This window comes from Veillonella sp. T11011-6, assembly GCF_002959755.1.
Classification (GTDB): Bacteria; Bacillota; Negativicutes; order Veillonellales; family Veillonellaceae; genus Veillonella.
This window is the reverse complement of sequence record NZ_PPCW01000001.1, coordinates 421,040-447,086: the sequence shown is the minus strand read 5'-3', so window position 1 is coordinate 447,086 and position 26,047 is coordinate 421,040. Positions and strand designations below refer to the sequence as shown.

The following is a 26,047-nucleotide window of genomic DNA, read 5'->3' as shown; positions in this document are numbered from 1 at the left end:
GAAGTTTTGGTTGAATTGACAGCACTAATAAATAGGCTTATAATTATGAGACCGACGCACGGGGATGTAAAGGTTTCGACAGGGGTGCGTGTGGTATAGATAGCGAGTCGGCGTTCCATGAGGCCGTTAAACGGTGGGAAAACATTTAAACGCAGAAGAAAATTTTGCATTAGCTGCATAAGCTACGTCCCTCATACTTGTGCCTACCAAGTGTGAATGGACGTCAAACCGTAGGCTGGCTTAATTCAGTTGTTCATATGAATTAGGCGAGACAATATGAACTGGGGTTGTGTAGCTTGTCTGTGAGCGGTAGCAACCTGAGACTTAAATCATAGACTGTGCTCGGAGAAGTCTATATGGCAACACTTCTGGACAGGGGTTCGACTCCCCTCATCTCCACCAATATTAAAGCTAAAGCTAGAAGAGGCGTGATTACTGTACAAACGCAGTAGTTACCTAATCTTCTAGCTTTTTTTAGTTTTCCTATATGTTTGCTAAAATACGTATTTATTCGCTTGAAATTTCCCCTTTATTTCCCCTTGATTTCCCCACGGAGCACAGATATTTAATTAGAAAATGTGTACACAAAGAATCTAAAATGTCAATAATTTTTATCGTTTTGATTGTGCACAATGAATATGAATTTGATCAGATTTTATCTATGTTTTATAAAGGTGTAAGGGTATCGAAAAAAATTGACTTTGTCTATAGAATCCTGTAAAATATATATAGATATTTATGTAATTATGACACATAGATGATTAGTTTCGTGTAAAGGAGTACAGATAATGAAGTTCCGTTATTCCCGTATGTTAGCGGCTCTCGTTGTATCCGCTGTAATGGTTGCTGGATGTGGCAGCAATCAACAGCAAGCAGGCGACGTGAGTGTCAATGCATACAAAATTACTGCCAGCGATGCACAGGTAAACCAAACCTATGCTGGTACTGTAGTTGCAGAAAACTCTGTAGCTGTACATGCTCGTGTAACTGGTTATGTTGTTGAAAAATATGTTAAAGGTGGGGAGCAAGTTGTAGCTGGCCAACCATTATATCGTATCGACTCTCGTCAGTACGAAGCTAGTCTTGCTAATGCAGAAGCGCAAGCTGCTCAAGCTAATGCGACTTACAAAAATGCTGAAGTAGATCTTAATCGTTATGAAACATTGGCGCAACAAGATGCTATTGCGCAACAACGTGTAGATACACAACGCAGTACTACAGAACAAGCTAAGGCAGCATATGAAGCATATGAAGCATCTGTAAAAATTGCTCAAGATAACTTGGGTGACACAATAGTATATGCACCATATTCCGGTACATTACGTATGGACGATATTGATATGGGTACATTTGTACAAGCTGGTTCTACAACTTTAGTTACAATTGACTCCATTGATCCTATCTTTGTTGAATTTAGCATGACTGAACAAGAATATCTTGACTTCATGAAAAATCCAACTGGCGATGATTCCAATGGTCCAAACATTCAATTAAAACTTGCAGACGGTGAAACATATAATCAACCAGGTTCTATTGTTCAAGCAGCAAAAAGTCTTGATCAATCAACAGGTAAGCTTGTGTTGAAAGCATCTTTCCCAAATCCTGATCATTTGTTGTTGCCAAATATGTTTGCTACAGTGATTTCTCCTGGTCAAAAACTCAAAGATGCTATTCTTGTTCCTAGTCGTGCCATTCTTCAAATTATGGATAAAAACTTTATCTATGTTGTAAATGCTGATGGTGTAGTAGAACAAAAAAGTGTTGAAGTTGGCGGTACAAGTGGTAGCGATACAATTATTAAAGCCGGTTTAGCACCTGGAGACACAATCATCGTTGATGGCTTAACTAAGGTTAAAAACGGTGTGAAGGTTAATGCTAAATTGCTTTCAAAAGAACAATTAAAAGCTACAAAATAGAAGGGGGCTAGATCGTGTCGAAATTCTTTATTAATCGACCTATCTTTGCCATTGTAATAGCCATTGTTATTACCTTGGTAGGTCTCATTTCTATGATGAACCTTCCGATAGCTCGATATCCACAAATTTCTCCACCTACAGTTCGTGTAAACACTGCCTATACAGGTGCAACGGCTCAAGTTGTTAATGATACGGTAGCCAGTGTTATTGAAACACAAATCGTAGGCGTACAAGATATGGACTATATGACATCTAGTAGCTCTAGTAATGGTAGTTACTCTTTGACTGTTCAGTTCAATCAAGGCACAGATGCCGATATGGATACGGTTAATACACAAAACCGTGTACAAGCAGCACTTGCTCAATTACCTGCAGAGGTACAAGCAGTTGGTGTTACAACTACTAAATCTTCTGGTGATATGGCTATGGTATTCTCCTTGAACTCACCTGATGGTACTTATGATTCTACATTCTTAAAGAACTATGCTACCAACTATATGATGGATGCTATTAAAGCTATTAAGGGTGTCGGTTCTGTACAAGAGTTCGGTTCTGATTATGCTATGCGCATTTGGTTGGATCCAGCGAAGATGCAAAATCTTGGTGTTACTATTTCTGAAGTAACATCAGCTATTAAGGGACAAAACTTACAGGCTGCGGCAGGTACAGTTGGTCAAAATCCTACTAATGGGGAACAAGCATTTCAATACCCTATCAAAATTGAAGGTCGTCTTGTAACACCTGAACAATTTGGTAATATTGCTATTAAAAGCTCTAATGGTAAGGTATTGCATCTAAAAGATGTTGCTCGCATTCAAATTGGTGCTAAAGGATATGACTTTATTGCTAAGTCCGCGCATAAAGAGGTAGCAGGTTTTGCTATTTCTCTTCAAAATGATGCGAATGCATTAGAAACTATTGCGAATGTTAAGAAGGTACTAGATGAACAATCTAAATCCTTCCCACCAGATATGCAATATAACGTAGTTGTAGATAATACTAAATTCGTAAGTGCATCTATCAATGAGGTAGAGCATACCTTTGTAGAAGCATTACTACTCGTTCTTTTTGTAGTATATGTATTCTTACAATCCTGGCGATCTACAATTATTCCTATGATTGCTGTTCCAGTATCCTTGCTAGGTACATTTGGTGCTTTCGTATTACTTGATTTCTCTATCAATACGTTAACATTATTCGCCATGGTATTAGCTATCGGCCTCGTTGTTGACGATGCTATCGTAGTAGTAGAAGCGGTAGAGTATGAATTAAAATATAATGGCTTACCTCCGAAAGAGGCGGCTATTAAAGCGATGGAAAATGTACAAGGCCCTGTAATTGGTATCGCCTTTGTATTGGTAGCTGTATTCGTACCAGTTGCCTTCATGGGTGGTATGACAGGTATTCTTTACAAACAGTTTGCATTAACAATCGCTGTATCTGTTGTTATTTCTGCGATTGTTGCCCTTGTATTAACACCAGCACTATGTGCTACGATGTTAAAACCTCACACACCTAAAGAGCGTGAAGATTTGGTACATTGTCAGTTAAATAAATTCAATGCAGGCCTAGAACGTTTCAGCAATTGGTATGGTATCCAATTGGCTCGTTTAAGCCATCGTTTGAGCTTAACCGTTATTGCATTGTTAATCTTTGCTGGTGGTACTGGTTTAGTATTCCATTTCTTACCAACATCCTTTGTACCTGCAGAGGATAGCGGTTATTACATGATTGCTGTTAATGAGCCGCCAGGTGCCACATCTGAGCGTACTATGGCGACCCTTGAAAAAATTGCTTCCTTCTTAGAAGGTAAAAATGATCCTGAAAAGCCAAAAGATGAGCAATTATTCCAAGAGGTATTTACTGTAGCAGGCTTTGACCTCTTAGGTGGTGGTCAAAAATCAAGTGCAGGTGTAATCTTTGCTACTATGTCTGACTGGAAGTATCGTACAACACAAGCAACATCAATTAATGCCATGGTTGGTCAAACATTTGGCTTTGCTGCTGAAAAGGTACCAGAAGCAACTGTAATTGCTATGAACCCACCATCTATTCCAGGTCTAGGTTCTACAGGTGGTTTCAGCATGTACCTCATTAACAAAGCTGGTGACAGCCCACAAGTTATGGCGGAACGTGCTAATGAATTCTTAGCAGAAGCTCGTAAGAGTCCAGCAATTCGATCTATTTACACTACATTTGATACATCTACACCATCCTTACAATTTGATGTGAATCGTGAAAAAGCGGCTCAAGATGGCGTGGCATTAGCTGATATCTTTACTACATTGCAAGGTTTCTATGGTAGTATTCAAGTCAATGACTTTACTACATATGGTAAAAACTATAAAGTAGTAGTTCAAGCTGAAGACGCTTATCGTCAAAATGCAGAACAGCTTAATATGCTAGCTGTTCGTAATAGCAAGGGCCTTATGGTTCCAGTATCTAACTATATTACGAAGGAACAAACAGGTACACCGTCTAGTATTACTCGTTTTGATAATGCCATGGCTGTACAAATCGGTGGTTCTCAAGCGAATGGTTACTCCTCTGGTGATGCGATTAATGCATTGAAAGAGGCGGCAGCTAAAACATTACCAGCCGGTTATACATATGACTGGGCAGGTCAATCTCGTGAAGAGTTGAAAGCTGGTTCTCAAACCATCATGATTCTTGGTTTAGGTCTAGTATTTGTATTCTTAATTTTGGCTGCCTTGTATGAATCTTGGAAGGTACCATTTGCCGTATTGTTCTCCGTACCATCTGGTATGATTGGTGCTTCTTTAGTTCCATTCTTGTTGAACTTTACAGGCAGATATTCCTTAGCTAATGATATTTACATGCAGATTGGTCTCTTAACCCTTGTTGGTTTGGCTGCAAAAAATGCGATTTTGATTATTGAGTACGCTAAGATCCGTGTTGACGAACGTGGTATGAACGTTGTTGATGCCGCTATCGAAGCTGCAAAAATTCGTTTACGTCCAATTTTGATGACATCCTTTGCGTTTATCCTTGGTGTATTGCCATTGGCAGTATCTACTGGTGCTGGTTCTGGTGCTCGTACATCCATGGGTATTACTGTAGTAGCAGGGATGACAACAGCAACATTGTTTGGTATCTTTATCATTCCAATGCTGTTCATCATCATTGAAACACTTGGACCTGGTTTGTTTACAAACCGCAAAAAAAATCACGACTAATCATTTACATTAGATAATTTTTTAGAATGATAAAAACACGTCACTACTTAGTAGTGGCGTGTTTTTTTATATAATTTATGATATAATAATAGAGTTAAAAATCGGATTGACGTAAGTCGATATTAAGTGTGAAATTTATATAAAAGAGGTATATTATGAGTGATGTAAAAACATATGTAGCAGGTCATAAAAGCCCTGATACAGATTCTATTTGTTCTGCTATTTCCTTTGCTAATTTCTTAACACAAATGGGTACACCAGCTACTCCAGTATGTGCAGGTGAAGCAAATAAGGAAACAACATACGTATTGAATCATTTTGGTTTTGAACACCCTCAAATCGTTAAGAATTGGGAAGAATTTGCTCCAGAAGGTGGTAACTTATATTTAACAGACCACAATGAATCTAAACAAATCATTGACGGTTACAAGTCTATGAATATGTGCGGCGTTGTGGATCATCACCGCATTGGTGATTTCGAAACTGATGGTCCTGTATTTATGCGTTTAGAACCAGTAGGTTGCTCTAATACAATCATTACTAAATTGTACATGGAAAACAATCAAGAAATTCCTAAAACTATTGCTGGTTTGATGTTGTCCGCTATCATTTCTGATACTGTTTTATTCCGCTCTCCAACATGCACAGAAACAGATAAAGAAATGGCACATAAATTGGCGGAAATCGCTGGTGTAGATATCGAGTCCTATGGCCTTGATATGTTAAAAGCTGGTGCAGATATTTCTGATTTGACTAACGACGACATCGTTCGTACAGATATGAAAGAATTCTCCGAAGCAGGTAAAACAATTTCTATCGGTCAAATTTCTGTTATGGATACAACAGATGTATTGGCTAAACAAGCTGAACTTGTAGCTGCATTAGAGGCTCTTCGCAGCGCTAATAACTATGATGCATCTTACATCATGATTACAAATATTCTTGATGAAAGCACTACATTGTTATTCAGTGGTGATGTGGAAGAAGTAGTAACAAAAGCATTTGAAAAAGAAGTTAAAGACAATGGCGTATTCTTGCCAAATACTATGTCTCGTAAAAAACAAATCGTACCACCAATTCTTGGTGCTATGAAATAGTATAGTAGTATACAAAGGGAAAAGAACGTTGCTTGCAACGTTCTTCTTCTCTATTTATATGATTATGAAACTATAGTATATGTAAGGGCGATAGGGGTGTTCCGATGAATTCATTATTAACAGGTTTAAATAAAGAGCAACAACAAGCCGTTCAACATACGGAAGGCCCTTTATTAATTTTAGCTGGTGCCGGATCTGGTAAAACAAAGGTTTTAACTGTTCGTATTGCACATTTATTGGCTCAAGGTGTTAATCCTTATGAAATCTTAGCCATTACGTTCACCAATAAAGCGGCAAAAGAAATGAAAAGTCGTGTAGAAGGTTTAGTAGGTGATGTAGCTAATCGAATTTGGCTCAGCACATTCCATAGCTTCTGTGCGAAATTTTTGCGTTTTGAGCTAGATAACTTCTTAGGTTATAACAGTAACTTTACAATCTATGATACATCTGATTCTCAAGCGGTTATTAAGGCTGCCTTAAAGGCATTAAACCTCGACGATAAATACTATCCCGTAGGTGCTATGATTGCTGCTATCTCAGATGCAAAGAATAAATTGTTATTTGCCTCTGATTTTAGAAAGCAAGCACGAGACTTTTACCAACAAAAGGTAGCCGATGTATATGAATATTATGAACGGGAATTACGCAAAAATAATGCCTTAGACTTTGATGACCTCTTATTGGTTGCTGTAAAGTTATTACAATCTAATGCAGCTGTTCTAGATAAGTATAGTAAGCGTTTTCGTTATGTCATGATCGACGAATATCAAGATACGAACCATGCCCAATATTTATTGGCTAAATTATTAGCATCTCATTGGAAAAATATTGCCGTTGTAGGTGATGCTGATCAAAGTATTTACGCTTGGCGTGGTGCAGATATTCAAAATATCTTAGACTTTGAAAAGGATTATCCGAACTGTACATCTATTAAGTTGGAGCAAAACTACCGCTCTACAAAGATTATCCTTGATGCAGCCAATGCGGTAATTGAAAATAACGAAGGTCGTCCAAAGAAAAACTTATGGACAGACAAGACTGAAGGCGCTAAAATCCAGCATTTTACGGCACAATCTGAACATGAAGAAGCAGCTTTCATCGGCGATACTATTGCTAAAAAGCACGATATTCATGGCGTACCTTATGGCGATATGGCTATTTTGTATCGTACAAATGCTCAATCTCGTGTACTTGAAGAAGCGCTAATTAAACGGGCGCTGCCATATACGATGGTAGGGGGCACAAAGTTCTATGATCGTAAAGAAATTAAGGACGTTTTAGCTTACTTACGCGTGTTATATAATCCATTCGATGATTTGAGCTTATTACGTATCATCAATGTACCTAAGCGTAGTATTGGTGCAACTACAGTGGCAAAACTACAAGATTATGCTCGTGCAAATGGCACATCCTTGTTTATGACATTAACACAGTTGCATCTTGTAGATACGATTAAAGGTAAAACAAAGGAAAAGTTAGAAGAATTCGGCATCCTTATTTTTACTCTTGTAGCTGAAATGGAAGATAAAACGGTACTCGATATTTTAGAAGCTATTCTTGATAGAACAGGTTACTTGGCACAGTTGGAAGAAAGTACAGATCCACAAGACCAGGCTCGCGCTGAGAATATTGGTGAACTTTTATCTGTAGCTAAAGACTTTCAAGATACTAATCCAACGGGTACTGTTGAGGATTTCTTAGAGCAAGTGGCCCTTGTTAATGATGTAGATTCCTTCGAGCAAGAAGAATCTAAAGTAACATTAATGACATTACATGCTGCCAAAGGTTTGGAGTTCCCAATCGTATTCTTAGGAGGCTTGGAGGAAGGCTTATTCCCTCATAGCCGCACCTTGATGAACCCTGAGGAAATCGAAGAGGAACGTCGTCTTGCCTATGTAGGTATTACTCGTGCTGAAAAGGAATTATATATTTCTAATGCTACTACGCGTACCGTATTTGGTCGTACTAGTAGTTATTTACCATCTCGCTTTATCGACGAAATTCCTGAAGAGTTAGTAGATGGTTTGCGTGCTAAGCGTAAAGTTCCTGATGATATTAAGCGCCATGTACCACAACATATGAGTGTTACTAGCCGTCCTGTCACTAAACCAATTGTTCGAAATGAAGTGATTGCTGATTGGAAAGTTGGCGACACAGCTATTCATAGTAAATGGGGTAATGGTAAAGTTATCAATGTTGCCGGCGAAGGGGCTGGTATGAAGCTAACTATTGAATTCCCCACACAAGGTGTACGTGTGGTAATGGCTAAATTTGCACCTGTTAAAAAGGGTTAATTGTTTTCTGTATAAAAGGGATAGAAGATGAATCCGAAAGATAGAATTAAAGAGTTACAACAAGAGCTGACTCATGCACAGTATTTATACTATGTAAAAGATGCTCCTACAATGAGTGACTTTGAATACGATAAAAAATATCGAGAGCTCGTTGATTTAGAAACAGCTCATCCTGAATATATTGTGCCATCATCTCCAACACAACGTGTAGGAATGAAGGTGGAAGGTTCCTTTGAAAAGGTCGTTCACGGCCGCCCTATGTTGAGCTTATCTAATGTATTTAGTGCTGATGAAGTGCGTGCGTTTGCAAATCGCGTAGAAAAGGAATTGGGCCATAAGCCTTCTGCTTATGTAGTAGAACTTAAAATAGATGGCTTAGCTGTTAATTTGCACTATGAAAATGGCATGTTTGTACGTGCTGTAACACGTGGTGATGGCCGTGTTGGTGAAGATGTTACAGCCAATGTACGAACAATTAAATCCATTCCCTTATATCTAGAAAATGCACCTGAATTTATTGAGGTTCGCGGTGAAGCCTACATGCCTCATAGCGAATTTAAACGCATTAATGAAGAACGCGATGAAGAGGGCTTACCAACCTTTGTAAATCCTCGCAATGCAGCAGCAGGTTCTTTACGTCAACAAGATCCAGCGATTACGGCTAGTCGTAATTTAGCATTCTTTGCCTATGCAATAGGTTCTGAAGTGGGTGCCAATATTCATAGCCAAGAGGAATTATTACAAAGCTTAGAAACATTTAAGTTTTCTGTAAATCCTCATTATCGCGTTTGTGAAACAATTGACGAGGTAATCGAGGCTATTAATTATTGGGGTGAAAAGCGTCATGAGTTGCCTTACGATACAGACGGTATGGTAATTAAGGTTAATAGTTTTGATGATCAAGAGGTACTTGGCAGTACTGCGAAGGATCCTAAGTGGGCTACAGCTTACAAATATCCGCCAGAAGAGGTAGAGACCATTCTTAAGGATATTACTATCAATGTGGGGCGTACGGGGGTTCTTACTCCAACTGGTGAATTGGAATCTGTATTCGTATCGGGTACAAATGTAAGTCGTGTTACATTACATAATCAAGACTTCATCAATGAAAAAGATATTCGCATTGGTGACCACGTGATCATTCACAAGGCAGCCGAGATTATTCCAGAGGTTATTAGGGTAGTTCCAGAAAAACGTAATGGTTCTGAGGTGCCTTTCATCATTCCAAATCGCTGTCCAGTATGTGACTCTCCGGCAGTTCGTCGTGAAGGTGAAGCCGCTGTTCGTTGTACTAATAAACACTGCCCTGCCATTGAAAAAGAACAAATTATCCATTTTGCATCTCGCGATGCTATGAATATTGATGGTCTCGGACCTAGCATTGTAGAAAACCTCATCAATAACAAATTAATCACTAATGTTGTTGATTTATATCATTTAACAGTAGATCAATTAGTTACTATGGATCGGATGGGTAAGAAATCTGCAGAGAATTTGGTAAAAGCTATCGGAGATTCTAAATCTCGCGGATTAGATCGTGTACTATATGGTCTTGGTATTCGACTAATTGGATCTAAAGCAGCCGGAACAATTGCAAGTGTTGTGAAATCTATGGAACGATTCATGACTATTACTAAGGAAGAACTCGTTGCAGTAGAAGAGATTGGTCCTACAATGGCTGATAGTATTGTTGAATATCGTCAAGATCCTGCTCATGTAGAAATCATTGAAGGCTTAACAGCGGCAGGACTTAAGATGACTGTAGATGTTGTTGAAGCAGCAGGCAACCAAATGGAAGGGGAAATCGTCGTTCTCACAGGTAAACTTGAAGTTATGGGCCGCAGTGAAGCTGGTAAGATTCTTGAAGCTCATGGGGCTAAGGTGACAGGTTCCGTATCTAAGAAAACAACCCTTGTTATTGCTGGCGAAGACAGTGGTAGTAAACTTACTAAAGCAAATGAATTGGGTGTTCGTGTTATGAATGAAGAAGAGTTTGTAGAACTCCTACGGGAACTCGGAGAAATCCAATAGACATACATTCTACAATATTTTGAAAATATATATTATTTGCTTTATAATAAATAATTATGAAAGGATGTGTCTCGATGAAAATCAGCCAAGAGGAAATTAAAAAAATCGCCTTACTTTCACGCTTGGAAGTTAAGGAAGAACATATGGCACATGTAGAAAAAGAGTTGTCCGACATCTTGACTTATGTTGCTGAACTAGATGCATTAGAACTTGATGGTGTAGAGCCTATGGCTCATGCAGTACCATTGCACAATGTATTTAGAGAGGATGAAACAAAACCATCCCTCGATCATGATTTAGCTTTATCCAATGCTCCAGAAGCAGAGGATGGGTACTTTAAAGTACCTCGCGTTGTACAAGAATAGGAGGTTTCGCTGTGGCAACAATTCATGAATTACACAAGAAACTAGTGAATAAAGAAATCAGCGCTGTTGAATTGACGAATGCTGTTATTGCACATAAAGCGAAAGTGGAACCGACTGTACATGCGTACTTATCCGATTCTCATGATCGTGCTTTGGCTACAGCTAAGCTTGTAGATGAAGCAATTGCTAAAGGTGAAGCTATTTCCCCATTGGCAGGTATTCCTGGTGCCATTAAAGATAATATTTGTATTAAAGATGAACCTGCAACATGTGCATCTAAAATGTTAGAACACTTTGTGCCTCCATACAATGCGTCAGTTATTGAACGTTTACAAGACAATCATTATATTAGCCTTGGTAAACTTAACATGGACGAATTTGCTATGGGTGGCTCTACAGAGAACTCTGCATTAGCTAAAACATCTAATCCTTGGAATGCTGATTGTGTACCAGGTGGTTCTTCTGGTGGTAGTGCAGCAGCGGTATCCAGCGGGTCTGCTATTTGGGCTCTCGGCTCTGATACAGGTGGGTCTATTCGTCAACCAGCATCCTTCTGTGGCGTTGTAGGCTTAAAACCAACATACGGAAATGTATCTCGTTATGGTTTAATTGCTTTCGCATCTTCTTTGGATCAAATTGGACCTGTTACACGTGATGTAACAGATGCAGCGTTAGTATTAAATGCAATCTCTGGGCATGATATAAAAGATTCCACATCTATTCCAGGCACTCGTGTAGACTACACTACAGCACTTGTAAATGATGTAAAAAATCTAAAAATTGGTGTACCAAAAGAATTCTTTGGTGAAGGCCTCAATAGCGAAGTTCGTAAAGCTGTGGAAGAAGCTATCGAAACATACAAAAAATTAGGTGCTGAAATCGTTGAGGTTTCCTTGCCTAATTCTAAATATGCATTGTCTGCATACTATATCATCGCATTGGCAGAAGCTAGCTCCAATTTGGCTCGTTATGACGGTGTAAGTTATGGTATGCGGGTACCTGCAGATAACTTAGTAGATATGTCTACTAAAACTCGTACAGAAGGCTTTGGTCCTGAAGTACAACGCCGTATCTTGTTAGGTACCTATGTATTGAGCGCTGGTTACTATGATGCTTACTATTTGAAAGCATTAAAAGTACGCCGCCTCATTAAAAATGAATTTGATGAAGCATTCTCCAAAGTGGATTTGATTTTAACACCAACTGCACCTAATACATCTTATAAATTTGGTGAAAAAGCAAATGATCCATTGGCAATGTACTTAGAAGATATCTGTACAGTACCAGCAAACCTTGCAGGTATTCCAGGTATTAGCATTCCAGCAGGTATGAGTAGCAGCAATTTGCCAATCGGCTTACAATTACTTGGCCCTGCTATGGGTGAAGAAACATTATTACGTGCTGCTTTCACATTTGAACAAGCACGTCCGGACTGTCAATTAGTAGCACCAACTGGGGAGGTTTCTCTATGAGTAGTAAATACGAAACAGTCGTTGGTTTAGAGGTTCATACAGAGCTTAAGACTAAGTCTAAAATCTTCTGTGGTTGTACCACTGAATTCGGCGGCGATCAAAATACACATGTATGCCCAGTTTGCCTTGGCTTACCTGGTGCTATGCCTGTGTTAAATAAACAAGTAGTAGAATTTGCTATCAAAGTTGGTTTAGCATTGAACTGTGAAATTCTAAACTTTAATAAATTTGACCGTAAAAACTACTACTATCCTGATTTGCCTAAAAACTATCAAACATCTCAATATGATTTGCCAATTTGCTTAAATGGTCATTTGGACATTGAAGTAAATGGTGAAACTAAACGCATTGGTATTACGCGTATTCACATGGAAGAAGATGCTGGTAAACTCGTTCATAGTGGTAACACTATTTCCGATTCTAAATCTTCTAATGTTGACTATAACCGTACTGGTGTACCTCTTCTTGAAATCGTATCCGAACCAGATATTCGTTCCGGCGCAGAAGCGAGAGCCTATGTTGAAAAACTACGTTCTATCTTGCAATACTTAGAAGTATCTGACGGTCGTATGGAAGAAGGTTCTTTGCGTGGTGACTGTAACGTATCCGTGCGTTTGCGCGGTACTAAAGAGTTTGGCACACGTACAGAAACTAAGAACGTTAACTCCTTAACAGCTATCCAAAAGGTTGTTGAATATGAAGCATTGCGTCAAGCTAAGTTGATCGAAGCTGGCGGCAAAGTAGATCAAGAAACACGTACTTGGGATGATGCTCAAGGCATTACTATTGGTATGCGTAAGAAAGATGAAGAAAACGATTACCGTTACTTCCCTGAACCAGATTTGGTACCAATCGTAATTACGGACGAAAAAATCGAAGAAGTACGTCGTGCATTACCTGAATTGCAAGATGCTAAGATTGAACGCTTTGTATCTGAATATGGGTTATCTCGTGAAGATGCAACAATCCTTACTGTATCTCGTAAAACTGCAGATTTCTTAGATGCTACTGTAAAAGCAGGTGCAGATGCTAAGACTGTGGCTAACTGGATGCTTGGTGACTTGTCCAAGATGATTAATGAAAGTGGTTTAACATTTGCTGAATCTAAAGTAAGTCCAGAAAACTTGGCTGGTATGATTGCCCTTATTGATAAAGGTACAATTTCCGGTAAAATTGCGAAAAAAGTTATCGTATCTATGTGGGAATCCGGCAAGGATGCCGATACTATCGTAAAAGAAGAAGGTCTTGTTCAAATCACAGATACTGGTGCTATTGAAGAAATCGTTAAGCAAGTTATTGCTAACAACCCACAACCAGTGGCAGACTTCAAGAGCGGTAATGGCAAGGCTATTGGCTTCTTAGTTGGTCAAGTTATGAAAGAATCTAAAGGCCGTGCTAACCCAGGTATGGTAAATGAATTGCTTCAAAAATACTTGAAAGACTAATTGGCCCGTTAGCTTATAGTCACATAAAGCAATACAAACAAAAATATCCTCTATAGATATATGAATTCATATCTATAGGGGATATTTTTTTGCATTTTTTTATCTAAAAATAGCATAAAAATCTAGTTATCCGCATAAAAACTGGACTTATCACACTTTATCAAGGTCAAAACCACTCAATTTACTACTAATTTACTACTTATGAATGAGCTTTGATACGACGATTTATCCTTGAAAAGTGAAGATATAAAGATACTTCCAATAAAATTTGAATATTTAATAGGTAGACACTTCAAAAAATGAGGTGTCTATTTTTTTACCCGATTTTGAAAGGAAGTGAACTTATGAAAACAAAAAATCAAGAATCAAAAGGTCGTTCCCCACTCTTTAAGACCATCAAACATTCATTCAGCCAATAAAAAAGAAAGGATAGGTAAAAATATGGAACTTAAATTTGTGATTCCCAACATGGAAAAAACATTCGGCAATTTAGAATTTGCTGGCGAGGATAAAGTCGTTCAGCGAAGAATCAACGGACGGCTAACTGTCTTATCAAGAAGCTATAATCTCTATTCTGATGTTCAAAGAGCAGATGATATTGTGGTGGTGCTTCCTGCTGAAGCTGGCGAAAAACATTTCGGCTTTGAGGAACGTGTGAAGTTAGTCAATCCACGTATTACCGCAGAGGGCTACAAAATCGGCACTCGTGGTTTTACAAATTACCTTTTACATGCTGACGACATGATAAAAGAATAAAGAAAGAGAGGAAAAATGATGAGATTAGCAAATGGCATTGTATTAGATAAAGACACGACTTTTGGAGAATTGAAATTCTCTGCTCTACGTCGTGAAGTGAGAATCCAAAATGAAGACGGGTCGGTTTCAGATGAAATCAAGGAACGTACCTATGACTTAAAATCCAAAGGACAAGGACGCATGATTCAAGTAAGTATTCCTGCCAGCGTGCCTTTGAAAGAGTTTGATTATAACGCACGGGTGGAACTTATCAATCCCATTGCGGACACCGTTGCTACTGCCACCTATCAAGGAGCAGATGTTGACTGGTATATCAAGGCAGACGATATTGTGCTGACAAAGGATTCTAGTTCATTCAAAGCTCAACCACAAGCAAAGAAAGAACCGACACAAGACAAATAGTCGCTAGGTAGAAAGGAGACTTTTTCGCATGAAACAGCGTGGTAAAAGGATTCGCCCATCTGGTAAAGATTTAGTCTTTCATTTTACGATAGCGTCACTCCTGCCTGTTTTCCTGCTGGTTGTCGGACTGTTTCATGTGAAGACAATCCAGCAGATCAACTGGCAGGATTTTAACCTATCACAAGCAGATAAGATTGACATTCCCTATTTAATTATCAGTTTCAGTGTCGCAATTCTTATCTGCTTGCTGGTAGCGTTTGTATTCAAACGGGTTCGCTATGATACGGTTAAACAACTTTACCACCGTCAAAAACTGGCAAAGATGATACTTGAAAACAAGTGGTATGAATCTGAACAGGTCAAAACAGAGGGTTTCTTTAAAGATAGTGCTGGTCGTACAAAGGAAAAGATAACCTACTTCCCTAAAATGTATTATCGACTTAAAAATGGCTTGATACAGATACGGGTGGAAATCACGCTGGGAAAATATCAAGACCAACTCTTACACTTGGAAAAGAAATTAGAGAGTGGCTTGTACTGTGAGCTGACGGATAAAGAGTTAAAGGATTCCTATGTGGAATATACTTTGCTCTATGACACCATAGCCAGTCGTATTTCTATTGATGAAGTAGAAGCTAAAGATGGTAAACTTCGCTTAATGAAAAACGTATGGTGGGAATATGATAAGCTCCCTCATATGTTGATTGCTGGTGGTACAGGTGGCGGTAAAACTTACTTTATACTGACACTGATTGAAGCCTTGCTTCATACAGATTCAAAACTGTATATTCTTGACCCGAAAAATGCTGACCTTGCGGACTTAGGTTCTGTGATGGCAAATGTCTACTATAGAAAAGAAGACTTGCTTTCTTGCATTGAAACATTCTATGAAGAAATGATGAAACGTAGTGAGGAAATGAAGCAGATGAAGAACTATAAGACTGGCAAAAATTATGCTTACTTAGGTCTCCCGGCACACTTCTTAATCTTTGATGAATACGTCGCTTTCATGGAAATGCTGGGAACAAAAGAAAACACCGCAGTTATGAATAAGCTGAAACAGATTGTCATGTTAGGTCGTCAAGCTGGCTTCTTTCTAATACTGGCTTGTCAACGTCCAGACGCAAAATATTTAGGCGACGGAATCCGTGATCAGTTTAATTTCAGAGTGGCTTTAGGTCGTATGTCTGAAATGGGCTATGGCATGATGTTTGGCAGTGACGTACAAAAGGATTTCTTCTTAAAGCGAATCAAAGGTCGTGGCTATGTTGATGTAGGAACAAGTGTCATATCAGAGTTTTATACTCCCCTTGTACCAAAAGGATATGATTTCTTGGAGGAAATTAAAAAGTTATCCAACAGCAGACAGTCCACGCAGGCGACGTGCGAAGCGGAAGTCGCAGGTGTGGACTGATCTTGCTGGCTGGTGTGGCAATAGCCACGCCAGCACTTAACCCCCCGTATCTAACAGGGGGGTACAAATCGACAGGAAACAGTCAAAAAAACATTAGAAAATCCTTTGGTTACAAGGGATTTACAAAATTTCAGCGTATGTCAAATGGGCTTTAAAAGTTGACATACGCCTTTTTGATTGGAGGGATTTTTACTGAATGAACAAACTTGGTTACAGCATTTAAAAGAAAAACGCTTGGCTTATGGACTATCTCAAAACCGTTTAGCTGTTGCGACTGGTATTACAAGGCAGTATCTAAGCGATATTGAAACAGGAAAAGTCAAGCCATCAGAGGATTTACAGCAGTCCCTTTGGGAAGCTCTGGAACGCTTCAATCCCGACGCTCCCCTTGAAATGCTGTTTGATTATGTAAGGATTCGCTTTCCGACAACAGACGTACAGCAGGTGGTCGAAAACATCTTACAACTGAAACTGTCCTATTTTCTTCATGAGGACTATGGTTTCTATTCTTATTCAGAGCATTATGCTTTAGGCGACATATTCGTCCTTTGCTCCCATGAACTGGACAAAGGAGTTCTGGTGGAATTGAAAGGTCGTGGGTGCAGACAATTTGAAAGCTATCTTCTGGCACAACAAAGAAGCTGGTATGAGTTCTTTATGGACGTTTTGGTGGCTGGCGGTGTGATGAAACGCCTTGACCTTGCCATTAACGATAAGACAGGGATTTTGAATATCCCTGTACTCACTGAAAAGTGCCAACAGGAAGAATGTATCTCCGTCTTCCGCAGTTTTAAAAGCTATCGCAGTGGCGAACTGGTACGCAAAGAGGAAAAGGAATGTATGGGAAACACCCTCTATATCGGTTCATTACAAAGTGAAGTTTATTTCTGTATCTATGAAAAGGACTACGAGCAGTACAAGAAAAATGATATTCCCATTGAAGACGCAGAAGTAAAAAACCGTTTTGAGATTCGATTGAAAAATGAGCGTGCCTATTATGCAGTCCGTGATTTACTCGTCTATGACAATCCAGAGCATACCGCCTTTAAAATTATCAATCGGTATATCCGTTTTGTAGATAAAGACGATTCCAAACCTCGTTCTGATTGGAAACTGAATGAAGAATGGGCTTGGTTTATTGGGAACAATCGTGAACGATTAAAACTAACCACAAAACCAGAGCCTTACTCCTTCCAAAGGACGCTGAACTGGCTATCTCATCAAGTTGCCCCGACCTTAAAGGTTGCGATTAAACTTGATGAAATCAACCAGACGCAGGTTGTAAAAGACATTCTCGACCATGCGAAACTGACAGACCGACACAAGCAGATTTTGAAGCAACAGTCAGTAAAAGAACAGGACGTGATAACAACAAAAAAATAACTCAAATACAAATTCATTGAATATAGAGAGGAGAACATTTTTATGAATTTTGGACAAAACCTTTATAACTGGTTTCTATCAAACGCTCAATCACTGGTGCTTTTAGCAATCGTTGTGATTGGCTTGTATCTTGGCTTCAAGCGTGAGTTTAGCAAACTGATTGGCTTTTTAATTATTGCGATTATTGCGGTTGGCTTAGTCTTCAACGCTGCTGGAGTAAAAGACATTTTACTAGAGCTATTCAATCGCATTATTGGTGCTTAAATAAAACCGTTCTTTTGTGGAATATAAGTGGTTTTCTTATGTTCCGCAAAGGAATGGTACACCAAACGAAGTGCGGTAGGGATTTTTGAATCTCTACAAAGAAAGGACGTGAATATATGGACGATATGCAAGTCTATATTGCGAATTTAGGCAAATACAATGAGGGCGAATTGGTCGGTGCGTGGTTTACCTTTCCCATTGACTTTGAGGAAGTCAAAGAGAAAATCGGCTTGAATGATGAATATGAGGAATACGCCATTCATGACTACGAGTTACCCTTTACGGTTGACGAATACACTTCCATTGGCGAACTCAATCGACTATGGGAAATGGTATCGGAATTACCCGAAGAATTACAATCGGAGCTATCTGCTCTGCTCACTCATTTTTCAAGCATTGAAGAACTAAGCGAACATCAAGAGGATATTATCATTCATTCCGATTGTGATGATATGTATGACGTGGCACGCTACTACATTGAAGAAACGGGTGCTTTAGGCGAAGTACCAGCTAGTCTTCAAAACTATATTGATTATCAAGCCTATGGTCGGGATTTAGACCTTTCAGGAACGTTTATCTCAACCAATCATGGGATTTTTGAAATCGTCTATTAAATCTGTCGGTACATTACTACTGGCAGATTTTCTATTTTACGGGGTGGCTCAATCAGCTACCCCTATTTTTTATGAAAGGATTGATTACATGAAGAAAATACGAAGCTATACCAGTATCTGGTCTGTGGAAAAGGTACTGTATTCTATCAATGATTTTAGACTTCCGTTTCCCATAACCTTTACGCAAATGACATGGTTTGTCGTGTCACTCTTTGCAGTGATGATACTTGGCAACTTGCCCCCTCTTTCCATGATAGAGGGAGCATTTCTCAAATACTTTGGGATTCCTGTGGCTTTCACATGGTTTATGTCTACAAAAACTTTTGATGGTAAAAAGCCTTATGGATTTTTGAAGTCTGTCATTGCTTATGCACTGCGACCAAAGCTGACCTATGCAGGAAAAAAAGTAACGCTTGGCAGAAACCAGCCACAAGAAGCCATTACAGCAGTTAGGAGTGAATTTTATGGCATATCCAATTAAATACATTGAAAACAATCTCGTCTGGAATAAAGACGGGGAATGTTATGCTTACTATGAGCTTGTTCCTTACAATTACTCATTTCTAAGTCCAGAACAGAAAATACAAGTGCATGATTCTTTCAGACAGCTTATCGCACAAAATCGTGATGGCAAAATTCATGCTTTACAAATCAGTACAGAATCCAGCATACGTTCTGCACAAGAGCGTTCCAAAAATGAAGTCACTGGCAAGCTCAAAGCGGTTGCCTATGACAAAATCGACCAACAGACAGACGCTTTAATATCCATGATTGGCGAAAATCAAGTGAACTACCGTTTCTTTATCGGCTTTAAGTTGCTTCTCAACGATCAGGAGTTTTCTATGAAAAGTCTTACCGTTGAAGCAAAAAATGCTTTGTCTGATTTTGTCTATGATGTGAACCATAAGCTGATGGGCGATTTTGTTAGTATGAGTAATGATGAAATCCTGCGTTTTCAGAAGATGGAAAAGCTCTTAGAAAATAAAATCTCTCGTCGTTTCAAAATCCGCAGGTTAGATAAGGACGACTTCGGCTATCTGATTGAACACCTTTACGGACAGACAGGCACTGCCTATGAAGAGTATGAGTACCATCTATCAAAGAAAAAGCTGGATAATGAAACGCTGATTAAATACTATGACTTGATTAAGCCTACTCGCTGTTTGGTGGAAGAAAAACAGCGATATTTGAAAATCCAGCAGGAAGATGAAACCGTCTATGTAGCTTACTTTACCATTAACAGCATTGTCGGAGAACAGGACTTCCCGTCCTCTGAAATCTTCTACTACCAGCAACAGCAATTTACATTCCCGATTGATACGTCAATGAATGTGGAAATTGTAGCGAATCGTAAAGCCCTATCTACTGTCCGCAATAAAAAGAAAGAACTGAAAGACTTGGATAACCACGCTTGGCAAAGTGATAATGAAACCAGCTCCAATGTGGCGGAAGCTCTGGAAAGTGTGAATGAGCTGGAAACCAATTTAGACCAAAGCAAGGAATCTATGTACAAGCTGTCTTATGTGGTAAGGGTATCAGCAAATGATCTTGACGAACTCAAACGTCGTTGTAATGAAGTGAAAGATTTTTATGACGATTTAAGCGTAAAACTGGTACGACCATTTGGGGATATGCTCGGCTTACATGAAGAATTTTTACCTGCCAGCAAGCGTTATATGAATGATTATATTCAATACGTGACCTCTGATTTCCTCGCTGGTTTAGGTTTTGGTGCTACTCAAATGCTGGGGGAAAATGAGGGGATTTATGTTGGCTACAGCTTAGATACTGGACGCAATGTCTATCTGAAACCTGCTCTTGCCAGTCAAGGGGTTAAGGGTTCAGTAACCAATGCGTTAGCGTCGGCTTTTGTTGGTTCGCTGGGTGGTGGTAAATCCTTTGCGAATAACCTTATCGTCTATTATGCGGTGCTTTATGGGGCACAAGCAGTGATTGTAGACCCAAAAGCAGAACGTGGCAGATGGAAAGAAACCTTGCCAGAGATTTCCCATGAAATCAATATCGTCACTCTGACTTTTGATGAGAAAAACAAAGGCTTACTTGACCCTTATGTGATTATGAAAAATCCCAAAGATTCTGAATCACTGGCTATTGATATTCTGACATTCCTTACGGGGATTTCCTCTCGTGATGGGGAACGCTTCCCAATCCTTAGAAAAGCCATTCGTGCAGTAACCAATAGTGAAGTACGAGGGTTGATGAAAGTGATTGAGGAATTACGGGTTGAGAATACGCCACTAAGTACCAGTATAGCCGACCATATCGAAAGTTTTACAGACTATGACTTTGCACATTTATTATTCAGTAATGGTTATGTGGAGCAGTCTATCAGCTTAGAAAAACAACTGAACATTATACAGGTTGCGGACTTGGTACTTCCCGACAAGGAAACTTCCTTTGAGGAATATACCACTATGGAGCTTTTATCCGTTGCTATGCTGATTGTCATTAGTACCTTTGCTTTAGACTTTATCCATACAGACCGAAGCATTTTCAAGATTGTAGATTTAGACGAAGCATGGAGCTTTTTACAGGTAGCACAAGGAAAAAAACTATCTATGAAGCTGGTTCGGGCTGGTCGTGCTATGAACGCTGGGGTATATTTCGTGACCCAAAATACAGACGACCTCTTAGATGAAAAACTGAAAAATAACCTCGGCTTAAAATTTGCATTTCGTTCCACTGACCTTAACGAGATTAAAAAGACCTTAGCCTTTTTTGGTGTAGACCCAGAGGACGAAAACAATCAGAAGCGATTGCGTGATTTGGAAAACGGGCAATGCCTTATCAGTGATTTATATGGTCGTGTCGGTGTGATACAGTTCCACCCTGTATTTGAAGAACTGCTCCATGCCTTTGATACCAGACCACCTGTGCGAAAAGAGGTGTAAATGTGAAACCATCAATAGTAAACAGAATAAAATCAAACTGGACGCTGAAACGTCTAGGTAAAGTGGCAATGACAGTGGCTTTCACACTTGTGATTGCCATTTTTCTTTTAGCCATGCTGGGAACGGTGGTTCAAGCTGCGGGCTTGGTAGATGATACGGTCAATGTGGCAAATGAATACAGCCGATACCCACTTGAAAACTATCAACTGGATTTTTATGTGGATAATAGCTGGGGCTGGCTTCCGTGGAACTGGTCGGACGGGATTGGAAAACAGGTCATGTATGGACTATATGCCATTACCAATTTTATTTGGACAATCAGTTTGTATGTTTCCAATGCGACAGGTTACTTAGTACAGGAAGCCTATTCCTTAGACTTCATTTCCGCTACAGCAGATTCCATTGGTAAGAATATGCAGACCTTAGCTGGTGTGAGTGCAAACGGATTTTCAACAGAGGGTTTCTATGTTGGATTCCTCTTACTCTTGATTTTGGTTCTTGGGGTTTATGTTGCCTATACGGGACTGATAAAGAGAGAAACCACAAAGGCAATTCATGCCATTATGAATTTTGTGCTGGTGTTTATCCTATCGGCTTCCTTTATTGCCTACGCTCCCGACTACATTAAAAAAATCAATGACTTTTCATCAGACATCAGTAATGCCAGTTTATCACTTGGCACGAAGATTGTCATGCCCCATTCCGATAGTCAAGGCAAGGACAGCGTGGACTTAATCAGAGATAGCCTGTTTTCCATACAGGTTCAGCAACCGTGGCTACTGCTTCAATACAACAGTTCAGACATTGAAAGTATCGGTATTGACCGTGTGGAAAGCCTGCTCTCCACCAGCCCAGATTCCAACAATGGCGAAGACAGAGAAAAAATTGTTGCGGAAGAAATTGAAGACAGAAGCAATACCAATCTAACCATTACAAAGACCATTAACCGTTTAGGTACAGTCTTCTTCCTATTTGTCTTCAATATTGGGATTTCCATATTTGTATTCCTATTAACAGGAATCATGATTTTCTCGCAGGTACTTTTTATCATCTATGCTATGTTTCTGCCTGTGAGCTTTATTTTAAGCATGATTCCATCATTTGATGGTATGTCAAAACGAGCCATAACAAAGCTCTTTAATACCATTTTGACACGAGCTGGAATCACATTGATTATTACGACAGCATTTAGTATTTCAACCATGCTCTATACCTTATCGGCTGGTTATCCGTTCTTTTTGATTGCTTTTCTACAGATTGTGACCTTTGCAGGAATCTACTTCAAGCTGGGCGATTTAATGAGTATGTTTTCTCTACAGAGTAACGATTCTCAAAGTGTGGGAAGTCGTGTGATGAGAAAACCTCGTATGCTTATGCACGCTCACATGCACCGTCTACAGCGGAAACTTGGACGTTCCATGACTACTCTAGGGGCTGGGTCTGCCATTGTTACAGGTAAAAAAGGACAGTCGGGTTCGGGGAGTTCTGCAAGGACACAAGCAGATCACTCCCGACCAGACGGAAAGGAAAAATCAACACTTGGAAAACGTATCGGTCAAACCATCGGTACAGTAGCTGATACCAAAGACAGAATGGTAGACACTGCTAGTGGTTTGAAAGAACAGGTTAAAGATTTGCCGACCAATGCAAGATATGCAGTATATCAAGGAAAATCCAAAGTAAAAGAGAATGTCCGTGATTTAACCAGTAGTATTTCTCAAACCAAAGCGGACAGAGCCAGTGGACGCAAGGAACAGCAGGAACAAAGGCGAAAAACCATTGCGAAGCGTCGCTCTGAAATGGAACAGGTCAAACAGAAAAAACAGCCTGCTTCTTCTGTTCATGAAAGACCGACTACAAGACAAGAACAATATCATGATGAACAGACCTCAAAACAGTCTAATATTCAGACTTCATATAAGGAATCTCAACAAGCCAAACAAGAGCGTCCAGCAGTTAAGTCCGATTTTTCAAGTCCAAAAGTGGAACGCCAAGGCAATACCGTTCAAGAAAAAACCGTTCAAAAGCCAGCAACTTCAACCACTACAGCAGATAGAACTTCACAACGTCCAATCACAAAAGAACGTCCGTCTACTGTTCAAAGAGTACCACTACAAAATACAAGAAGTAGACCACCAATCAAAACCGCCACCATTAAGAAAGTCGGTAAGAAACCATGAAGTTGAAAACTTTAGTGATTGGTGGTTCTGGATTATTCTTGATGGTCTTCTCACTGCTTCTGTTTGTTGCCATTTTATTTTCAGATGAACAGGACAGCGGAATTTCCAATATTCATTATGGAGGTGTGAATGTTTCCGCAGAAGTGCTGGCTCATAAGCCTATGGTAGAAAAATATGCCAAAGAATATGGCGTTGAAGAATATGTCAACATACTTCTTGCGATTATACAGGTGGAATCGGGCGGTACTGCGGAAGATGTTATGCAGTCCTCGGAATCCCTCGGTCTTCCACCTAATTCATTGAGTACAGAAGAATCCATTAAGCAAGGTGTGAAGTATTTCAGTGAATTATTAGCCAGTAGCGAAAGGCTCAGTGTAGATTTAGAATCGGTTATCCAGTCCTACAATTATGGTGGTGGTTTCTTAGGGTATGTGGCTAATCGTGGAAATAAATATACCTTTGAACTGGCTCAAAGTTTCTCAAAAGAGTATTCAGGTGGCGAAAAAGTGTCTTACCCCAATCCCATAGCCATACCTATCAATGGGGGCTGGCGATACAACTATGGCAATATGTTTTATGTGCAACTGGTAACGCAGTATCTTGTCACAACAGAGTTTGATGATGATACGGTACAAGCCATCATGGACGAAGCACTGAAATATGAGGGCTGGCGATACGTTTACGGTGGAGCTTCCCCGACTACTTCTTTTGATTGTAGCGGACTGACACAATGGACGTATGGAAAAGCTGGAATTAACTTACCACGAACCGCACAACAGCAATATGATGTGACCCAGCATATCCCACTATCGGAAGCACAAGCTGGCGATTTGGTTTTCTTTCATTCTACCTATAACGCTGGCTCTTATATTACTCATGTTGGGATATACCTTGGCAATAACCGTATGTTTCATGCAGGCGACCCAATCGGTTATGCCGACTTAACAAGCCCCTACTGGCAACAGCATTTAGTGGGAGCAGGACGAATCAAACAATGAGAAAGGAAGATTTAATGATGAAATTTAGAAAAAATCAGAATAAAGAAAAACAGATACCAAAGGAAAAGAAACCTCGTGTCTACTATAAGGTCAATCCTCATAAAAAGGTTGTGATTGCCTTGTGGGTACTTTTAGGGCTTAGTTTCAGCTTTGCGATATTCAAGCACTTAACAGCTATAGATACTCATACTATTCACGAAACAACTATCATAGAAAAGGAATACGTTGATACTCATCATGTAGAAAATTTTGTAGAGAACTTTGCGAAAGTCTACTATTCATGGGAGCAATCCGATAAGTCCATTGATAATCGAATGGAAAGTCTAAAAGGCTATCTGACAGATGAACTTCAAGCTCTCAATGTTGATACAGTACGCAAAGATATTCCTGTATCGTCTTCTGTAAGAGGATTTCAGATATGGACGGTAGAGCCAACTGGCGACAATGAGTTTAATGTAACCTACAGTGTAGACCAGCTCATTACAGAGGGAGAAAATACAAAGACCGTCCACTCTGCTTATATAGTGAGTGTCTATGTAGATGGTTCTGGAAATATGGTACTGGTTAAGAATCCGACCATTACCAACATACCTAAGAAATCAAGTTATAAACCAAAAGCCATTGAAAGTGAGGGGACGGTTGATTCCATTACAACCAATGAAATCAATGAGTTTTTAACGACGTTCTTCAAGCTCTATCCTACAGCGACAGCCAGTGAACTTTCCTACTATGTGAATGACGGGATATTAAAACCAATCGGAAAAGAGTACATCTTTCAAGAACTGGTAAATCCTATTCACAATCGTAAGGATAATCAAGTCACGGTATCGCTGACAGTGGAGTATATCGACCAGCAGACCAAAGCAACGCAGGTATCTCAATTTGATTTGGTACTTGAAAAGAACGGGAGTAATTGGAAGATTATAGAATAACAAATATTGGTACATTATTACAGCTATTTTGTAATCACGTACTCTCTTTGATAAAAAATTGGAGATTCCTTTACAAATATGCTCTTACGTGCTATTATTTAAGTATCTATTTAAAAGGAGTTAATAAATATGCGGCAAGGTATTCTTAAATAAACTGTCAATTTGATAGTGGGAACAAATAATTGGATGTCCTTTTTTAGGAGGGCTTAGTTTTTTGTACCCAGTTTAAGAATACCTTTATCATGTGATTCTAAAGTATCCGGAGAATATCTGTATGCTTTGTATGCCTATGGTTATGCATAAAAATCCCAGTGATAAGAGTATTTATCACTGGGATTTTTATGCCCTTTTGGGCTTTTGAATGGAGGAAAATCA

21 protein-coding genes and 1 other RNA gene are annotated in these 26,047 nt (G+C 39.4%); all 22 read left to right on the top strand.

Features of this window, described 5'->3' with window-relative positions; genetic code table 11:
- Positions 1–60: 60 nt before the first annotated feature.
- The 22 genes from ssrA (at position 61) to VRHSUH10_RS01985 (ending at position 26,033) form a co-directional block, all read left to right on the top strand.
- Positions 61–402: a transfer-messenger RNA gene (gene ssrA, locus VRHSUH10_RS02095) on the top strand.
- Positions 403–788: 386 nt separating this feature from the next.
- On the top strand, positions 789–1,916 hold the full coding sequence (locus VRHSUH10_RS02090; protein WP_105089255.1) for an efflux RND transporter periplasmic adaptor subunit: 1,128 nt from the start codon (positions 789–791) through the stop codon (positions 1,914–1,916).
- A gap of 14 nt (positions 1,917–1,930) precedes the next feature.
- Entirely contained in the window at positions 1,931–5,113 is a 3,183-nt protein-coding gene (locus tag VRHSUH10_RS02085) for an efflux RND transporter permease subunit (RefSeq protein WP_105089254.1), read from the top strand.
- Positions 5,114–5,268: 155 nt separating this feature from the next.
- Positions 5,269–6,210 carry a manganese-dependent inorganic pyrophosphatase gene (locus VRHSUH10_RS02080; protein ID WP_105089253.1) on the top strand — a complete coding sequence of 314 codons (942 nt, stop codon included), beginning with the start codon at positions 5,269–5,271 and terminating at the stop codon, positions 6,208–6,210.
- A gap of 104 nt (positions 6,211–6,314) precedes the next feature.
- Positions 6,315–8,504 carry a DNA helicase PcrA gene (pcrA, locus tag VRHSUH10_RS02075; RefSeq protein WP_105089252.1) on the top strand — a complete coding sequence of 730 codons (2,190 nt, stop codon included), beginning with the start codon at positions 6,315–6,317 and terminating at the stop codon, positions 8,502–8,504.
- A 27-nt stretch (positions 8,505–8,531) separates the two neighbouring features.
- Positions 8,532–10,535, top strand: coding sequence for an NAD-dependent DNA ligase LigA (gene ligA / locus VRHSUH10_RS02070; RefSeq protein ID WP_105089251.1), 2,004 nt, complete (start codon positions 8,532–8,534; stop codon positions 10,533–10,535).
- Positions 10,536–10,609: 74 nt separating this feature from the next.
- Positions 10,610–10,900 (top strand): Asp-tRNA(Asn)/Glu-tRNA(Gln) amidotransferase subunit GatC, encoded by a 291-nt coding sequence (gene gatC, locus VRHSUH10_RS02065; protein ID WP_004696952.1) that lies wholly within the window; start codon positions 10,610–10,612, stop codon positions 10,898–10,900.
- Between the two features lie 11 nt (positions 10,901–10,911).
- The gene (gene gatA, locus VRHSUH10_RS02060) at positions 10,912–12,372 is read left to right on the top strand and encodes an Asp-tRNA(Asn)/Glu-tRNA(Gln) amidotransferase subunit GatA (protein WP_105089250.1); all 1,461 of its coding nucleotides are present in this window, start codon (positions 10,912–10,914) and stop codon (positions 12,370–12,372) included.
- Positions 12,369–13,817, top strand: coding sequence for an Asp-tRNA(Asn)/Glu-tRNA(Gln) amidotransferase subunit GatB (gatB, locus tag VRHSUH10_RS02055; protein WP_105089249.1), 1,449 nt, complete (start codon positions 12,369–12,371; stop codon positions 13,815–13,817). Before gatA ends, gatB begins: the two co-directional genes overlap by 4 nt.
- A 441-nt stretch (positions 13,818–14,258) precedes the next feature.
- Positions 14,259–14,573, top strand: coding sequence for a YdcP family protein (locus VRHSUH10_RS02045; RefSeq protein ID WP_000420682.1), 315 nt, complete (start codon positions 14,259–14,261; stop codon positions 14,571–14,573).
- Positions 14,574–14,588: 15 nt separating this feature from the next.
- On the top strand, positions 14,589–14,975 hold the full coding sequence (locus tag VRHSUH10_RS02040; protein WP_000985015.1) for a YdcP family protein: 387 nt from the start codon (positions 14,589–14,591) through the stop codon (positions 14,973–14,975).
- Between the two features lie 28 nt (positions 14,976–15,003).
- On the top strand, positions 15,004–16,389 hold the full coding sequence (locus VRHSUH10_RS02035) for an FtsK/SpoIIIE domain-containing protein (protein ID WP_000813488.1): 1,386 nt from the start codon (positions 15,004–15,006) through the stop codon (positions 16,387–16,389).
- A 2-nt stretch (positions 16,390–16,391) separates the two neighbouring features.
- Entirely contained in the window at positions 16,392–16,544 is a 153-nt protein-coding gene (locus VRHSUH10_RS02030; protein WP_000879507.1) for a hypothetical protein, read from the top strand.
- A 22-nt stretch (positions 16,545–16,566) separates the two neighbouring features.
- Complete coding sequence (gene mobT / locus VRHSUH10_RS02025) at positions 16,567–17,772, top strand: MobT family relaxase (protein WP_000398284.1); 1,206 nt, start codon at positions 16,567–16,569, stop codon at positions 17,770–17,772.
- A 42-nt stretch (positions 17,773–17,814) separates the two neighbouring features.
- Entirely contained in the window at positions 17,815–18,036 is a 222-nt protein-coding gene (locus VRHSUH10_RS02020) for a hypothetical protein (protein WP_001009056.1), read from the top strand.
- 116 nt (positions 18,037–18,152) lie between these two features.
- A complete protein-coding gene (locus VRHSUH10_RS02015; protein WP_000342539.1) occupies positions 18,153–18,650 on the top strand; it encodes an antirestriction protein ArdA in 498 nt (165 codons plus the stop codon).
- 88 nt (positions 18,651–18,738) lie between these two features.
- Positions 18,739–19,131: a conjugal transfer protein gene (locus tag VRHSUH10_RS02010; RefSeq protein WP_000723888.1), complete on the top strand. Its 393-nt coding sequence runs from the start codon at positions 18,739–18,741 to the stop codon at positions 19,129–19,131.
- Positions 19,115–21,562, top strand: a complete 2,448-nt coding sequence (locus VRHSUH10_RS02005; protein WP_105089248.1) for an ATP-binding protein — start codon at positions 19,115–19,117, stop codon at positions 21,560–21,562. Before VRHSUH10_RS02010 ends, VRHSUH10_RS02005 begins: the two co-directional genes overlap by 17 nt.
- Positions 21,563–21,564: 2 nt before the next feature.
- Positions 21,565–23,742, top strand: coding sequence for a CD3337/EF1877 family mobilome membrane protein (locus VRHSUH10_RS02000; protein ID WP_000804748.1), 2,178 nt, complete (start codon positions 21,565–21,567; stop codon positions 23,740–23,742).
- Positions 23,739–24,740 (top strand): lysozyme family protein, encoded by a 1,002-nt coding sequence (locus tag VRHSUH10_RS01995; RefSeq protein WP_000769868.1) that lies wholly within the window; start codon positions 23,739–23,741, stop codon positions 24,738–24,740. The genes VRHSUH10_RS02000 and VRHSUH10_RS01995 overlap by 4 nt, the downstream gene beginning before the upstream one ends.
- Complete coding sequence (locus tag VRHSUH10_RS01990; protein ID WP_105089247.1) at positions 24,737–25,672, top strand: conjugal transfer protein; 936 nt, start codon at positions 24,737–24,739, stop codon at positions 25,670–25,672. The genes VRHSUH10_RS01995 and VRHSUH10_RS01990 overlap by 4 nt, the downstream gene beginning before the upstream one ends.
- 244 nt (positions 25,673–25,916) lie before the next feature.
- Positions 25,917–26,033, top strand: coding sequence for a tetracycline resistance determinant leader peptide (locus VRHSUH10_RS01985; protein ID WP_001814923.1), 117 nt, complete (start codon positions 25,917–25,919; stop codon positions 26,031–26,033).
- The last annotated feature ends 14 nt before the right edge of the window (positions 26,034–26,047 follow it).

What these genes read in the sequence shown, in the direction of transcription:
- VRHSUH10_RS02090 (WP_105089255.1), top strand. Translation starts at nt 789, where the DNA reads ATGAAGTTCCGTTATTCCCGTATGTTAGCGGCTCTCGTTGTATCCGCT.
- VRHSUH10_RS02080 (WP_105089253.1), top strand. Translation starts at nt 5,269, where the DNA reads ATGAGTGATGTAAAAACATATGTAGCAGGTCATAAAAGCCCTGATACA.
- pcrA (WP_105089252.1), top strand. Translation starts at nt 6,315, where the DNA reads ATGAATTCATTATTAACAGGTTTAAATAAAGAGCAACAACAAGCCGTT.
- ligA (WP_105089251.1), top strand. Translation starts at nt 8,532, where the DNA reads ATGAATCCGAAAGATAGAATTAAAGAGTTACAACAAGAGCTGACTCAT.
- gatC (WP_004696952.1), top strand. Translation starts at nt 10,610, where the DNA reads ATGAAAATCAGCCAAGAGGAAATTAAAAAAATCGCCTTACTTTCACGC.
- gatB (WP_105089249.1), top strand. Translation starts at nt 12,369, where the DNA reads ATGAGTAGTAAATACGAAACAGTCGTTGGTTTAGAGGTTCATACAGAG.
- VRHSUH10_RS02045 (WP_000420682.1), top strand. Translation starts at nt 14,259, where the DNA reads ATGGAACTTAAATTTGTGATTCCCAACATGGAAAAAACATTCGGCAAT.
- VRHSUH10_RS02040 (WP_000985015.1), top strand. Translation starts at nt 14,589, where the DNA reads ATGATGAGATTAGCAAATGGCATTGTATTAGATAAAGACACGACTTTT.
- VRHSUH10_RS02035 (WP_000813488.1), top strand. Translation starts at nt 15,004, where the DNA reads ATGAAACAGCGTGGTAAAAGGATTCGCCCATCTGGTAAAGATTTAGTC.
- VRHSUH10_RS02020 (WP_001009056.1), top strand. Translation starts at nt 17,815, where the DNA reads ATGAATTTTGGACAAAACCTTTATAACTGGTTTCTATCAAACGCTCAA.
- VRHSUH10_RS02015 (WP_000342539.1), top strand. Translation starts at nt 18,153, where the DNA reads ATGGACGATATGCAAGTCTATATTGCGAATTTAGGCAAATACAATGAG.
- VRHSUH10_RS02010 (WP_000723888.1), top strand. Translation starts at nt 18,739, where the DNA reads ATGAAGAAAATACGAAGCTATACCAGTATCTGGTCTGTGGAAAAGGTA.
- VRHSUH10_RS02005 (WP_105089248.1), top strand. Translation starts at nt 19,115, where the DNA reads ATGGCATATCCAATTAAATACATTGAAAACAATCTCGTCTGGAATAAA.
- VRHSUH10_RS01995 (WP_000769868.1), top strand. Translation starts at nt 23,739, where the DNA reads ATGAAGTTGAAAACTTTAGTGATTGGTGGTTCTGGATTATTCTTGATG.
- VRHSUH10_RS01990 (WP_105089247.1), top strand. Translation starts at nt 24,737, where the DNA reads ATGAGAAAGGAAGATTTAATGATGAAATTTAGAAAAAATCAGAATAAA.